Annotated in this window: 12 protein-coding genes and 1 pseudogene; 5 read left to right on the forward strand and 8 right to left on the reverse strand. The window is 61.3% G+C overall.

Features of this window, described 5'->3' with window-relative positions:
* Nucleotides 1-6: 6 nt before the first annotated feature.
* Genes HWX44_RS11635 through HWX44_RS11645 form a run of 3 tightly spaced genes read left to right on the forward strand, consistent with a single transcriptional unit; the run spans nt 7 to nt 2476 of the window.
* Entirely contained in the window at nt 7-576 is a 570-nt protein-coding gene (locus HWX44_RS11635; RefSeq protein ID WP_049157852.1) for a TlpA family protein disulfide reductase, read from the forward strand.
* Nucleotides 573-1250 carry an NUDIX hydrolase gene (locus HWX44_RS11640; protein ID WP_175974781.1) on the forward strand — a complete coding sequence of 226 codons (678 nt, stop codon included), beginning with the start codon at nt 573-575 and terminating at the stop codon, nt 1248-1250. The genes HWX44_RS11635 and HWX44_RS11640 overlap by 4 nt, the downstream gene beginning before the upstream one ends.
* A gap of 38 nt (nt 1251-1288) precedes the next feature.
* Nucleotides 1289-2476 carry a MarP family serine protease gene (locus HWX44_RS11645; RefSeq protein ID WP_070509578.1) on the forward strand — a complete coding sequence of 396 codons (1188 nt, stop codon included), beginning with the start codon at nt 1289-1291 and terminating at the stop codon, nt 2474-2476.
* 39 nt (nt 2477-2515) lie between these two features.
* Here the strand turns inward: HWX44_RS11645 and HWX44_RS11650 are convergent, their stop codons facing one another.
* The 7 genes and pseudogenes from HWX44_RS11650 to HWX44_RS11680 form a co-directional block, all read right to left on the reverse strand.
* Complete coding sequence (locus HWX44_RS11650; RefSeq protein WP_158010554.1) at nt 2516-2683, reverse strand: hypothetical protein; 168 nt, start codon at nt 2681-2683, stop codon at nt 2516-2518.
* A 462-nt stretch (nt 2684-3145) separates the two neighbouring features.
* On the reverse strand, nt 3146-4870 hold the full coding sequence (locus HWX44_RS11655; RefSeq protein WP_175974783.1) for a dipeptide ABC transporter ATP-binding protein: 1725 nt from the start codon (nt 4868-4870) through the stop codon (nt 3146-3148).
* Nucleotides 4870-5829, reverse strand: a complete 960-nt coding sequence (locus HWX44_RS11660) for an ABC transporter permease (RefSeq protein ID WP_175974785.1) — start codon at nt 5827-5829, stop codon at nt 4870-4872. Before HWX44_RS11660 ends, HWX44_RS11655 begins: the two co-directional genes overlap by 1 nt.
* Nucleotides 5822-6748: an ABC transporter permease gene (locus HWX44_RS11665; protein ID WP_010189948.1), complete on the reverse strand. Its 927-nt coding sequence runs from the start codon at nt 6746-6748 to the stop codon at nt 5822-5824. Before HWX44_RS11665 ends, HWX44_RS11660 begins: the two co-directional genes overlap by 8 nt.
* A 209-nt stretch (nt 6749-6957) precedes the next feature.
* Complete coding sequence (locus HWX44_RS11670) at nt 6958-8559, reverse strand: peptide ABC transporter substrate-binding protein (RefSeq protein WP_070701240.1); 1602 nt, start codon at nt 8557-8559, stop codon at nt 6958-6960.
* Between the two features lie 222 nt (nt 8560-8781).
* Nucleotides 8782-9682: pseudogene (locus HWX44_RS11675) on the reverse strand (alpha/beta fold hydrolase).
* A gap of 91 nt (nt 9683-9773) precedes the next feature.
* Entirely contained in the window at nt 9774-10268 is a 495-nt protein-coding gene (locus tag HWX44_RS11680) for a phage holin family protein (RefSeq protein WP_046647879.1), read from the reverse strand.
* Nucleotides 10269-10372: 104 nt separating this feature from the next.
* Between HWX44_RS11680 and HWX44_RS11685 the strand changes: the two genes are divergently transcribed.
* Entirely contained in the window at nt 10373-11062 is a 690-nt protein-coding gene (locus HWX44_RS11685; protein ID WP_053089113.1) for an oxidoreductase, read from the forward strand.
* Here the strand turns inward: HWX44_RS11685 and HWX44_RS11690 are convergent.
* The gene (locus HWX44_RS11690) at nt 11059-11874 is read right to left on the reverse strand and encodes an HAD family hydrolase (protein ID WP_049157872.1); all 816 of its coding nucleotides are present in this window, start codon (nt 11872-11874) and stop codon (nt 11059-11061) included. The two genes, HWX44_RS11685 and HWX44_RS11690, sit on opposite strands and share 4 nt — an antisense overlap.
* 331 nt (nt 11875-12205) lie before the next feature.
* On the opposite strand from HWX44_RS11690, the gene HWX44_RS11695 reads away from it, so the two are divergent.
* Nucleotides 12206-13006, forward strand: coding sequence for a DUF3800 domain-containing protein (locus HWX44_RS11695; RefSeq protein ID WP_175974787.1), 801 nt, complete (start codon nt 12206-12208; stop codon nt 13004-13006).
* Nucleotides 13007-13077: the final 71 nt, after the last annotated feature.

A 13077-nucleotide genomic window follows, 5' to 3' on the forward strand; every position in this document is an offset into this window, starting at 1 on the left:
GGAGCAATGAGCCAATATTCTCGGTGGCCCGGATACGTGAAGGTGAGCATCGCAGCCATTGTTGCGCTGGCGGCACTCGCGTTCGTCGGCGTGGTGAATCTCCTTGAGGATGATGAGCCGGAGGTCCCCGTCCCCGAGGCGCAGGAGCAAGAGGTAGCCAAGCGTCCCAAGTGCCCCGAAGGGCCCATTGCTGGGGTGGACCTTCCCTGCTTAGGAGCGGCCGGTACCGCGGCGGCCAAGAACGTTCAGATCGTCACGTTGTGGGCATGGTGGTGCGAGCCGTGCCGTACGGAGCTGCCCTTCTTCGAAGATCTCGCGCGCTCACACTCGACGTGGAATGTCGTCGGCGTGCATGCGGATGCGAACGCCGCCAACGGTGCTGCGCTTTTGAGTGACCTGCAGGTCGACATCCCCAGCTATCAGGATGATGACGGCACCTTCGCCGGTGAGCTCGGGCTGCCGGGCGTCATCCCCATCACCCTCGTGGTGCGCGATGGCAAGGTGGAAGAGAAGTTCATCAAACCGTTTAGCTCCGCCGAAGAATTGGAGGCGGCCGTCGAGGAGGTTCTTCAGTGAGCCGCCTGTTTCCTGCTCACGCCCCGGAGTGGCTGCGCCCGGCGCTCGGGGTTGATACAGACAAGGTCCAAGAACGCCTCATTCGGCATGTCCCGGCTGCCAAGCGTCGGCGTGAATCGGCAGTGTTGGTGCTCTTGAAGGGCGAGAGTTTTGAGGATGGTGAGGTGCTGCTCACGCACCGCTCGCCCTCGATGCGCTCGCACTCCGGGCAGATTGCTTTCCCCGGTGGGCGCAAGGACGAGGAGGACGCCTCGCTTGTCGACGCCGCCCTGCGCGAAGCCGAAGAAGAAACCGGCCTCGACCGCTCCACCGTCACGCCCCTTGAGCAGTGGAGCAAGCTGGATATCCCAGCTACCGGCAACACCGTGAGCCCGGTCCTGGCGTATTGGCATAAACCGGGTGACGTGTGGCCGGCGAGCCCCGCGGAAACCGATGATGTCTTCACCGTCCCTTTGCGGGAGCTGGCGGATCCCACGAATCGCATGATGGTGGGATTTGGCCGCTGGAAGGGGCCGGCGTTTCGGACGCGGGGCTACCTGGTGTGGGGCTTTACCGCGGGAGTGCTGTCCGGGCTGATGGACCATGCGGGCTGGAGCGTGGAATGGGATAAGAAAATAGTTCACGATCTGCGTGAATCACTCAACCGCTCCTTGAATAATGAGAAGATAGGTTAGTTTCTGCCCCTTTTAGCCCTTAAGAAAGCATTCCCTCTGTGTCTCTTGCTGTTGACATCCTGATCGTGGTTGCCGTGCTCCTCGCTGTTCGCGTGGGTTGGCGGCAGGGCGCCTTGGCAGCGGTCCTCGCCGCCGTGGGAATCATTGCGGGGCTGGTGCTGGGAACTGTGGTTGCCCCGCTGGCGATGGGCTTGGCGGACCAAGCCGCCGTGCGCTTCTTGTTGGCTGTCGGCGTGCTCATTCTGCTGGTGGGCTTAGGGCAGCTGGTGGGGACGTCGCTTGGCATGGCGTTGCGGGACCGGATGCGCACCCGCTCGGGGCAGCGCGTGGACTCCTCAATTGGTGCGGTATTCCAGGCGGTGGCGGCCATCGTGGTGATTTGGTTGGTTTCCCTGCCTTTGGCATCCAACCTGGGTGGCCGGCCGGGGCAGGCGCTGCGTGAGTCGCACGTGCTCAGCGCGCTCAATGCAGCGGCACCCTCGCGCCTAGCGGCGCTGCCGAACGGTATCGCAGCACTGCTCAACGAGTCTGGGCTGCCGCCGCTGGTATCTCCGTGGGAGCGCTCCGGTGCCGATGTGGAGGTGGATGCTCCCGCAGTGAACATCGAGGACCCTGAGCTGGCGGAACGCGTGCGACCTTCCGTAATCCACGTGCTGGGTGATGCGGAGGCGTGCTCGCGCCGGCTGATGGGCTCGGGCTTTGTTACGGAACCGGACTACGTCATCACGAACGCCCACGTCGTGGCCGGCACGGATAAGGTTCACCTCGATACTGTGCTCGGGCTCAAGGAGGCGCACGTGGTGTACTACAACTCGGATGTGGACATTGCGGTGCTGCATAGCCCCGGGTTGGGCTTGGAGCCTTTGCCGTGGGCGGAGCAAGCGGCTGTGACGGGGGATGATGCCATCGTCTTGGGCTTCCCGCAGTCGGGGCCCTTTACTGCAGAACCGGCGCGAGTGCGGGATCGCCTCACCATCGCGGGGCCGGATATCTATTCCACGGGCCGTGTGGAGCGCGATGCCTACACGGTGCGCGGCAGCATCCGGCAGGGCAATTCCGGCGGCCCGATGATCAACCCGGAGGGCCAGGTGCTCGGCGTTGTGTTTGGTGCTTCCGTGGAGGATTCCGATACGGGCTATGCACTCACCGCGGACGAGGTGCGCGGCCACGTGGGTGACGTTACGCAGCTTGTCGACGCCACCCCAACCGGCTCCTGCGTCTCATAGGTTTCTGGAATAGGTCTTCGGCGAGGGCGGGCGAGTGAATTAAAAGCCCATTTGCCCTCTGCTGACGTCTCGTTGAAAGTCCACAGCAGCCTGACGAACTTCGGGATCATGGCTATGTGTTCGTTTGTTAATGCGGTGGTGCATCATTCCTGCGGGGAGGGAGATGAGTAGGACAGCCAAAAGAATTATCACGATGGAAGTGGACATTATGCGTTCCTATCCCCGACTCCCGTGCCCACTCCAAGCAAGGCAGGCGCGAAGCTGGTAATCAGTAACGCCTGGCTTATTGAAGATGTCTCGGCATGTGTCCGGATTTGGATACCATCCGGTGCATTGTGATCCATTCTCGTATTCGCAGATTTTGAACGGTTGCACGTTGGTGGCGGCAGCAGAAGGTCCCGCGCCAGATGTGGTGAGCGGCAAACTGAAAGCTAAAAGGGTGATTTTCTTCATCAGAATTCCTTGTGTTAGAGATCCTTTAGAGTCCATAGAAGTGATATGGCTCACCGTACACTTTATGGAATTGCTGGTTGTTTTTCAACAGTCTTGGGTCCAGTAATTGCATATAAAGACCATCGTCTTTCGCGGCCCGCTATCGCTGGTATAAAGGCCCGTCAATGCCGAACCCGCCAACCACAGCAAGGTTGACGGGTAGTCGGCGCGCTTGAGCTAGATATCCGTGCCGATATCGAGGTGCATACCCGGAACCGAGTTGATGAGGTTGCGGGTGTACTCCTGCTGGGCGTTGTCGAAGATATCGTCGGCGGTGCCCTGCTCGACGGCCTGGCCCTTCTTCATCACAACTACGTCGTCGGCAGTCTGGCGGACCACTGCGAGGTCGTGGGTAATGAAGAGATAGGACAGGCTGAGCTCAGACTGCAGCTCCGCGAGGAGCTGGATGATCTGGTTCTGCACCAGCACGTCCAGGGCGGAAACGGCCTCATCGAGGACGATGACCTCTGGGCGCAGCGCGAGCGCGCGGGCGATGGCGATGCGCTGGCGCTGGCCGCCGGAGAGCTCGTTGGGGTAGCGGCGCATGGCGGAGCGAGGCATGGAGACCATGTCGAGAAGCTCGGCCACGCGGGCCTCGCGTTCCTTGCGCGAGCCCACCTTGTGCAGCGCCATGGGTTCCTCGATGCACTTGTAAATGGAGTACATCGGATCCAGTGAGCCATAAGGGTTCTGGAAGACCACCTGCATTTTGCGGCGGAGCTTGAAGAGTTCCTGCTTCGATAGCTTCGAGGTATCACGGCCTTCGAATTCGATGGTGCCGGAGGTCGGCTCCAAAAGGCCCAACACCATGTTTGCCACCGTAGACTTGCCGGAGCCGGACTCGCCCACCAGCGCCAGGGTGGTGCCGCGGCGGATGTCGAAGGAGACATCGTCGACAGCCTTGAGGAGCTTCTTGCCGCCACGCTGTCCGCGGATGTCGAATTCCTTGGTGAGGTTGCGAACCGAGATGACCGGGGCCTGAGCCGCGGAAGATGAACCTTCAGCGGAATCTGCAGCGGTGGAGCCAGGTTCGACGGCGGTGCCGATAGCCTCGCCCGACTTGAGTTCCTTGGCCTCCACGCCAGCTTCCTTGGCCGCGCGGATGCGGGAGGAGGCGAGGGAAGGGGCGGCCTTGACAAGGCGGCGGGTGTAAGGGTGCTGCGGGGAACGCAGGATCTCGCGCGACGGGCCCGACTCAACGATGCGGCCGCGGTGCATCACGATGAGGTGTTCGGCGCGCTCGGCCGCCAGACCAAGGTCGTGGGTAATGAAGAGAACGGCGTTGCCCAGCTCCTCGGTGAGATGCTCCAGGTGGTCCAGGATGGTCTTCTGAACAGTTACATCCAGCGCGGAGGTGGGCTCGTCGGCGATGAGTAGCTTCGGGCGGGCGGCCAGGCCGATTGCGATGAGCGCGCGCTGGCGCATACCACCAGAGAACTCGTGGGGGTACTGCTTGGCGCGCCGTTCGGCGTCGGGAAGCCCGGCTTCCTCCAGAAGCTCCACCACGCGTTCGTGGTGCTTGGAGCCCTCCACCACGTGGTTGGCCTTGAGAGACTCCTCGACCTGGGTGCCGATGCGCCACACCGGGTTGAGGTTGGACATCGGATCCTGCGGGACCAAGCCAATCTTGTCGCCTCGCAGCGATTCGAATTGCTTGTTGTTGTAGTGAGTAATGTCCTCGCCCTCAAAGAGGATCTGGCCGCCGGTGACCTTGCCGGTGCCCGGCAGCAGGCCCAGGATGGACATCGCCGTGGTCGACTTACCGGAACCGGACTCGCCCACGATGGCCACGGACTGGCCCGGGTAGATGGTCATATTGACGCCACGCACTGCCTCGACCACGCCGGTCGACGTGGTGAAGGAGATACGAACGTCCTTCATTTCAAGAAGTGGGTTAGTCATTAACGCTTCCTCGCCTTCGGATCGAGTGCATCGCGGACGACGTCACCCATCATGATGAAGCTCAACGCGGTCAGGCCCAAAGCGCCCGCCGGGTAGAACAGGACTGCCGGGGCAACACGCAGGGAGGCCTGCGCGTCGGAGATGTCTCCGCCCCAAGACACGAACGTCGGCGGCAAGCCGATGCCCAGGAAGGACAAGGTGGCCTCGGCGACGATGTAGGTGCCCAGCGCCACGGTGGCGTAGGAGATGATGGGCGCGGCCGCGTTCGGCAGGATGTGGCTGAACAGGATGCGCCAGCTCGACGCACCGATGGAGCGCGCGGATTGTACGAATTCCTCATTCTTGATGGAGACTACCGCGCCGCGCGTGATGCGGGCGATAGAGACCCAGCCGAAGAGGCCAAGAACCAAGACCACCGTGATGATGGTGCGGTGCTCCTTGAACATCTGCATAACCACGATGGCGGCGAGCACCAGCGGGATGGCGAAGAAGATGTCGGTGATGCGGGACAGGACGGAGTCGATCCAGCCGCCGAAGAAGCCGGCGATAGCGCCGATCATTGAACCAAGCACCACGACGAGCAGCGTGGTGAGGATGCCGACGGCGACCGAAGCACGCGCACCGTAGATCACGCGGGCATAGATGTCACAACCCTGGCGGTTGAAGCCGAAGGGGTGGCCTGGCTCGGCGGGGGCGAGGGACCTGGATAGTTCGCACAGGCGCGGGTCGGTGCTAGTAAATAGACCCGGTGCGATAGCCAGGAGGACTGCCACGAGAATCATCACGGCAGCGACCCAGAACAGTGGGCGGCGGCGCAGGTAGCGCCACGCTTCGCCCCACTGAGAGGAGGGAGCGGACTCATCCTTGACGGCGTCGACCGCGCCGAGACCCGTTTCATCGGTTTCCGAGACGAAGTGCTCTTGGCCCGGGTAGGGAGTGGTTTTCTCGAAATTAGGCATAGCGAATCCTCGGATCAAGTACGGCGTACAGGAGGTCAACGAGCAGGTTGGCGATGATGTAGATGATCACCAACACCGTGGTGAAGGAGACGATGGTGGTCGGCTCACCGCGCAGAATGGCCTGGTACATGGTGCCGCCGACGCCGTTGATGCCGAAGATGCCCTCGGTCACGATGGCGCCGGTCATGAGTGCGCCGATATCGGCGCCGATGAAGGTGGCCACGGGAATCAGCGAGTTGCGCAGCACGTGACGGCGGGTCACCGCGCCGTTGGACAGGCCCTTGGCGCGGGCGGTGCGCACGTAGTCGGCGCGCAGGTTCTCAGCCACGGACTGGCGGGTCAGGCGGATGACGTAGGCCAGGGAGAGCGCGCCGAGCACCATGGCCGGCATGAGAAGGGACTTCACCGTGGCGTTAGCGCCGACGGTAACCGGCAGGACGCCCCACTTAATGCCTACGAGGTACTGGAAGACGAAGCCGATAACGAAGGAGGGCACGGCGATGACGAGCAGGGAGATGACCAACACGGTGGAATCGAAGAAGCCGCCGCGGCGCATACCGGCGAAGACGCCGAAGAGGATGCCGAAGACGGATTCAAAAATGATCGCCATGACGGTGAGCTTCACGGTAACCGGGAAGGCATTAGCCATCACCTGGGTCACGGGCACGCCGGAGAAGGTCGTGCCGAAGTCCAACATGAAGATGCCCTTGATATAGAGCAGATACTGAATGATGAACGGCTTGTCGAGGTTGTATTCAGCCTCAATGCGGGCGCGGGCAGCCTCGGTGAGGCCGCGGTCACCGCCAAGGGCTTCGACTGGATCGCCGGGCATCAAGAAGACGAGCGCGTAGATGAGCAGGGTGGCTCCGAAGAACACCGGAATCATCTGGAGCACTCGGCGCCCGATATAGCGCAGCATAGTGTGGTCCTTTACTCGTTGTGGGGCAGGTACTTGCCAGCGTTCTCCGATTTTTGGGACGCAGGTCAAAGCTTACGAGAATTCTAATGTGTGATCCCACGCTCCGGGAAATCTATAGCGCGTTTCTAATCACACTTCGGGGGTGAAAACGTGGGGCGACCCCCGCCTCACGGAGGTTGCGGGGGTCGTGCGAAGTAGCAAAGGTGGTGTTACTTCTTGGTGATGTTGTAGTACACCGGCTGGGACTTCCAGGAGAAGACGACGTTGTCGACGTTCTCGGAGTAGCCGCCGGTGGCGTTGGAGTACCACAGCGGGATGGCCGGCAGTTCCTTGAACAGGATTTCCTGGGCCGCGGTGTACTTCTTGATTGCGTCTTCCTCGGAGGTGGAGGTCAGGGCTTCGTCGAGAAGCTTGTCAAACTCTGGGTTGGTGTAGTCACCGTCGTTGGACGAACCATTGGTCTTGTACAGCGGAGCAAGGAAGTTGGCCTGGCTCGGGTAATCTGCCTGCCAGCCGGTGCGGAAGGCGGTCTTGATGGTGCGGTTGGTCACCTCATCGCGCAGGGACTTGAAGTCCGGGTATGGAGCGCCAACAGCCTCGATGCCGAGGGTGTTCTTGATGGAGTTGGTGGTTGCATCCACCCAGCTCTTGTGGCCACCGTCGGAGTTGTAGGCAATTTCGAGGGTCGGGTTGTCCCACTTGTTGATCTTGTCGGCCTCAGCCCACAGTTCCTTGGCCTTCTCCGGGTCATACTTCAGGACCTCGTTGCCCTTGATGTCCTCGGAGTAGCCCGGCATAACCGGGGAGGTGAAGTCCTTGGCCGGGGTGCGGGTGCCCTTGAAGATGGTGTCCGTGATCTCCTCGCGGTTGATGGCGTGGGAGATGGCCTGGCGGCGCAGGACGCCTTCTTCGCCGGAGTAGTGCTCGAGGTTCTCACCCAAGGTGAAGGACTGGAACACGGCGGTCGGCTGGTTCACAGCGCGGTCACCGAGGTCGGTCTCGTAGACGTCGAAAGCGGCGTCCGGGATGGCGTCGAGGACGTCCAGGTTGCCTGCCAGCAGGTCGGCGTAGGCAGCGTCCTGGCCAGCGTAGAAGACGAACTTGATGCCGTCGTTCTGCGGGGTCTGGCCACCCTTGTACTCCTCATTCGGGACGACGGTCGCGTCCTGGTTGTGGTTCCACTCGGTCAGCTTGTAGGGACCGTTACCAATCGGGTTCTGGCCGAAGGCATCCATGTCCTCCAGGGCAGACTCGTGCAGCGGGTAGAACGCGGAGTAGCCCAGCTGTGCCGGGAAGTCCTGCTCCGGGCTGTTCAGTGCGATGGTGAAGGTGAGGTCGTCGACGACCTTGAGGCCTTCCATCTCCTTCACGCCTTCCTCGAAGCCCTTGATGTTGGCAAAGAAGGAAGCGTTGAGCTGGTCATTGGCCACGGCGTAGTTCCAGGCGTCCACGAAGTTCTTCGCGGTGACCGGGGAGCCGTCGGAGAACTTAGACTCCTTGAGCTTGACGGTGAACTCGGTGTTGTCATCGTTCGGCTCGATGGATTCAGCCAGCTCGTTCTGGGCTTCGCCGTCGCCGTCGTAGTAGACCAAGCCGGCGTAGATGGAATCGACGATGCGTCCGCCACCGGTTTCGTTGGTGTTGGCCGGGATGAGCGGGTTCTGCGGCTCGGAGCCGTTGACGGTGACGATTCCGTCACCGGATGCGGAGCCGGAAGCAGAGTCCGAACCGGAGTTATCGCCACCGCAGGCCGCGAGGGTGAGCGGCAGGGTAGCGACAGAGAGAGCAGCAAGTGTCTTCTTGAGCGTCATGTGGGTCTTAGACCTCCGTGGTGCGAAAGATGTAGAAAACCTGTGGTGTTGGTTTGTTATGAAGCTACCGCGTGGCGCGCCTCATATACAAGGAATCGAAAAATATGTCCTGCAATGAAAGCTATAGATCGGTAGGTATTTGTTCCTGACCTGCGGTTTTGTTGGAGAATGAAAAAAGTCCCATCCCCCTGAGAGGGGTGGGACACGAAGGGGGAGTGAATGTTACCTATCTCGCAGCCACTGAGTGATGGTCTGGGTAAAACCGTGAGGGTTCTCAAGGTAGGGGAGGTTCTTGGCGCCGGGGGTGGTGGTGGCGGTAAAGCCCCCACGGCAGCGTCGCGCCGCGCGCCGGGCTACCGGCCGCCACAACATCTGATCGGCATGAATGAACAGCGTCGGACACTGCACGCTGAGCTCGAGCCAACTCAGCGGAACCACGGCGGTGCGCAGTCGGTGGTTCCAGATGATTCCGCGGCGGACGTTTCCAATACGTGAGGAGGCCACGCGCAAGCGCAGGGCCTCCGCGCGCTCGGCGCCGCTGAAGGATCCGAGAGCATCGAGATCCATCTCCCGGTGATAGGTATCTTCCCGCAGTAGGAGGCTGGGGGCGCCGATCTTTCCCAGGCGGCACAACGCCGCGCGTAGGAGAACCCACCCGAAATCCCAGGGGCGTGCGGCGATGGCGCGGCGCAAATCGGTTGGGTGTGCTGCCGAAACAGAAACCAGCCCGCGTACCCGCTCGGGCCGCTCGGTAGCCAGCGCCCAGGCCACCGCACCACCGGTATCCGCGCCAACCAGGTAGGCATCATCGTGGCCTAATGCGCGGATGGCACCGCTGACATCGCCAACCGCCACGCGGATATCCTGGCCGGGTTCGAGCGGCGGTTTGTCAGACATGCCAAAGCCGCGCATGTCGAGGCGGCGACGTGGAAGCCGGCGTCGGCAAGCGGGGCAATGACATTCCGGAAGTCGAACCACCCGCCGAAAGAACCATGGAGTAAAGCACCAGCGGGTCATCCGGGTTGCCGGCGGTGACGGCGTGCAGGCGGATGCCGCGCGTGTGCAGGAACTCGTGCTCAAAGGGGCCGTCAAGCTCCACTACGGAGGGCGGTAGGGGATTCATAGGGGCGGGCCTTTCGTGGGAAGGGTGCACAGAAGAAATCCGCCCCGAACGCATGTGCTCGGGGCGGGAGATTGAAAAGGGCCTTAAAGGTTTAGGTGTAGAGACCACGCTCGATGGACTTCTCAGCCTTACCCGGAACCAGCTTCTTGAGTTCCTTCGTGGACTGGATGGTCTTCTCCGGGGCCTTGACCTGCTTGACCTGCTTGAAACCGATGAAGGCCACGACGGCGGCCAAGACGACCATAATGAGGAAGACAATCAGGAAGGCAGCCCAGCGGTCGAGCCATACGGCCAGCAGCTCCGCCAGGAAGAAGAAAAAGAAGAAGGAGCTATACAGAGCCACGGTGCCGGCCACACCGAACATGCCCGCGCCGATGCCGCCCTTCTTGGCAGAAGCAGCGAGCTCGGTCTTGGCTAGCTCAACCTCAGAGCGAACCAGCTGGGACATCTGCTCGGTGGCGTTGGATACGAGCTGGCCGATGGATGCTTCGCCACGGCGGGAGGTATCCGCATCGCTCAAGGGAATGCTGTCTACCTTCGGGGCGAACTTGTTGGACCCGTCAGTGAATAGTCCGTCGTTGCTCACGGTTAAAAACTCCTACTGTTTTGTCGCAATCTATATCGGCCATAGTAATGAACTTTCCAGAGTTCATGTGGTGCGGCCCGCAAAGTGGGTACGGCGTTATTGTAATGGGTATGCCGCATTCTGACCCGCTGACCCCGCTGATGGCCCTTTCTGGGGTGGAGGACAAAGCCGGTTCCGCTGCCGCAGCGATTGCGCGCGTACACCGCCGTCCCGCGGGCTTGCGCAAGTTTGACGTTATTTCTTCCGAGTCGCTGTTGCGCGGTGCGCGGGCGGCCGCGGCGATCGACGGCGCGCCGCTCGAGGCTGACGGTATCCCGCCCGCGGTCAGTGCCTATTCTTTGCTCGCTCCGGAGAAGCAGGCGGCGACGGTGCGCACCTTCGCGCGGGCACCGCTGCAGGTCTTGGCCAGTATCGATGTCGCGGCGGGCGGTGCGGGTCATCCCGATCAGGACCCAGCGGTGGCGCAGGCGTTGGCACAGCTCATCACGCGCGGGGCCGGCGTGGATTTCGACCGTTTGTTGCCGGTGGTGCTGCACGCGGAGATTGCTGCGCGCTCATTGTTCGGTGCGCGCAGCACCGCCGTGGCGCTCGTCGCCGCGCGCACCGCCGCCATCCATTCCGGCTTCGATCCGCGGGGATTCGCCGTGCCCGAGACCTACCTCAACCGTCATCGCGCGGACTACCGCGCGGCACTGGATGCCTACGACAAGGATCCGGCGGTGCTCATTACGCTGCTTCTCGACGCCTGGGAGGCCGGTGCCCGCGAAGCCGACGGCATCGCGCAAGCGGCCTAATCTCGCAGCTGCTGCCGCGCAAAGAAAACACCACCGACCACGAGGGCAGCGATGCCGACCACGACCGCCGAGCCAATACCGAACTCGCGGGCGCTGGGCGCGGTGAAGAGCGGAACGGGATGCTTAAACGTGCGGATTTCCCAGTCGTGGGCGATGGCGTGCTTCTTTAACAGGCGGTCCGGGTTCACGGCAACGGGGTGGCCAACCTGCTCCAGCATCGGGATGTCTGTGGCGGAATCGGAGTAGGCAAAGGATGCGTCGGGGTCGACGTTGAGCTCCTGAGCAATGCGTGCCAAGGCTTCGGCTTTTGCGGCGCCTTTGCAATAAAACAGGATCTCCCCGGTGAAGCGGCCGTCTTCCTCGGCGAGCTCGGTGGCCACAACGTGTTCGATGCCCAGTTCCTGTGCGATGGGCTCGACCAGCACGCTTGCCGACGCCGAGATGATCACCACCTCGTGGCCGGCGGCGCGGTGGGCGTCGATAAGCGCGCGTGCCTCCGCATAAATGGCGGGGGTGACCACGGTGTGCATGGTCTCTACCGCGATGTCGTGGACTTCCTTGACGGACCAGCCGGCGGCCATGGCGGCGAGCTGATCGCGGGTGGTGTCCATGTGTTCACTGCTGTGTCCAGCCAGCATGTAACTTGCTTTGGCTAAGGACAGCTGGAGGGCCTCGGCGTGGCTGATGAGGCCGTTGTGCATGAACTCGCGGCCGAAGGCATAGGCCGAGGATGTGGCAATGATCGTTTTGTCCAAGTCGAAGAACGCGGCCGCGCGGGTGGCGCCGTCAGTGGGAAAAGGGGTACCGGTCATCGAGGAAGGCCTGCCGTCATTGTGCGAGTTACCCTGCTCATCGTAGCCTCTTAGCAGGCAGAACCGGGAGTGCGTCGGCACGGTGTTAGGGATCTCAAGGAATGTTGTCGCTCGCTGTTGTCATCTGTTCCCTCGCATGTCATAATGTGATGTGCAAGGCCCCGATATACAGTGCGGCCTGCCCCGGCGCACCCCCCCGATGCCGGGTTACCGATGGCCCGCGCACACCCCCCCCGAGGCGCGGGCCATCACCTTTTTCGCATACCGGGTTCGTTGTAGCCTTTAACTTAAGCCGTATTTAATGTCCATGTGCGGCGATATAATCTCAGCTGTGACAAGCTATCAAGCAAGTTCTTCCGCTCGCCAAGGAGGTTCCGTTCCTCCTCAGGTGAGTTTGCCGCTGACTGTAGAAAGTGCCGTCTACTTTGTCGATGAAGCTGGAAGTAAAGGTACTTTAGGGAAGCATTTCGTTGTTGCGGCTGTGCGCACGAAGGATCCTGATTTCCTCTCGCGGGAGATTAAGGCATGTCGTGAACAAAACAATTTCACAAAGGCTGACGAGGTTAAGTTTTCGAAAGTTACTAAGCGCTCTGGGCCGATTTTGCTCGATATTTTTCAAACAGCTATAAGCGCGGGGTGCTCGTTCGGTGCTTTTGTTTTGGACAAGCGGCATTTTGATCCGTGGAGTAGTCGGGAACAGTGGCAGGGGCATTTGTTTGCGACAGATCGGCTGTTGCGGGGGCTGGTTACTCGCCGTGAAGTTGGGGTGGTGATGCTTGACCACATTGATGTCCCAGTTGGGGTTTCCTACGGAGACACTCTAGTGAACTCTCTCAACAATCGTTTTGGAAATAAGCGGTTTGCAACGGCAGTTAGTCTGGATTCTCGGACTTGTCCGGCCCTACAGGTGGCGGATCTGCTAGCTAGTTCGGTTTTCCATGCGCGAAAAAAGATCGAAGCCGTGGGGTTGGAGGCTTTCTTGGAAGATCGTTCGCCGAAGGCCCGGCTTTCGAGGGGCATTGCGGCTGCATTAGGGGAGAGTCATTTTGGTGACTGTCGTACACCACTTTTGAAAATTGAGACAAGCCATGAGAGGTCATTGACAGAATTGAAGCGCCAACGATACTCTTAAGTGAGGCGCTGAACGCCATAGCCGCAGGCTAAAAGCAAGCGCCCCTCGGGCCGAGTCCCAGATTCACTACC

It is taken from the genome of Corynebacterium sp. Marseille-Q2823 (assembly GCF_903645345.1).
Lineage (GTDB): Bacteria > Actinomycetota > Actinomycetes > Mycobacteriales > Mycobacteriaceae > Corynebacterium > Corynebacterium hiratae.

What these genes read in the sequence shown, in the direction of transcription:
- HWX44_RS11635 (WP_049157852.1), top strand. Translation starts at nt 7, where the DNA reads ATGAGCCAATATTCTCGGTGGCCCGGATACGTGAAGGTGAGCATCGCA.
- HWX44_RS11650 (WP_158010554.1), bottom strand. Translation starts at nt 2,683, where the DNA reads ATGTCCACTTCCATCGTGATAATTCTTTTGGCTGTCCTACTCATCTCC.
- HWX44_RS11655 (WP_175974783.1), bottom strand. Translation starts at nt 4,870, where the DNA reads ATGACTAACCCACTTCTTGAAATGAAGGACGTTCGTATCTCCTTCACC.
- HWX44_RS11660 (WP_175974785.1), bottom strand. Translation starts at nt 5,829, where the DNA reads ATGCCTAATTTCGAGAAAACCACTCCCTACCCGGGCCAAGAGCACTTC.
- HWX44_RS11665 (WP_010189948.1), bottom strand. Translation starts at nt 6,748, where the DNA reads ATGCTGCGCTATATCGGGCGCCGAGTGCTCCAGATGATTCCGGTGTTC.
- HWX44_RS11670 (WP_070701240.1), bottom strand. Translation starts at nt 8,559, where the DNA reads ATGACGCTCAAGAAGACACTTGCTGCTCTCTCTGTCGCTACCCTGCCG.
- HWX44_RS11685 (WP_053089113.1), top strand. Translation starts at nt 10,373, where the DNA reads ATGGGTATGCCGCATTCTGACCCGCTGACCCCGCTGATGGCCCTTTCT.
- HWX44_RS11690 (WP_049157872.1), bottom strand. Translation starts at nt 11,874, where the DNA reads ATGACCGGTACCCCTTTTCCCACTGACGGCGCCACCCGCGCGGCCGCG.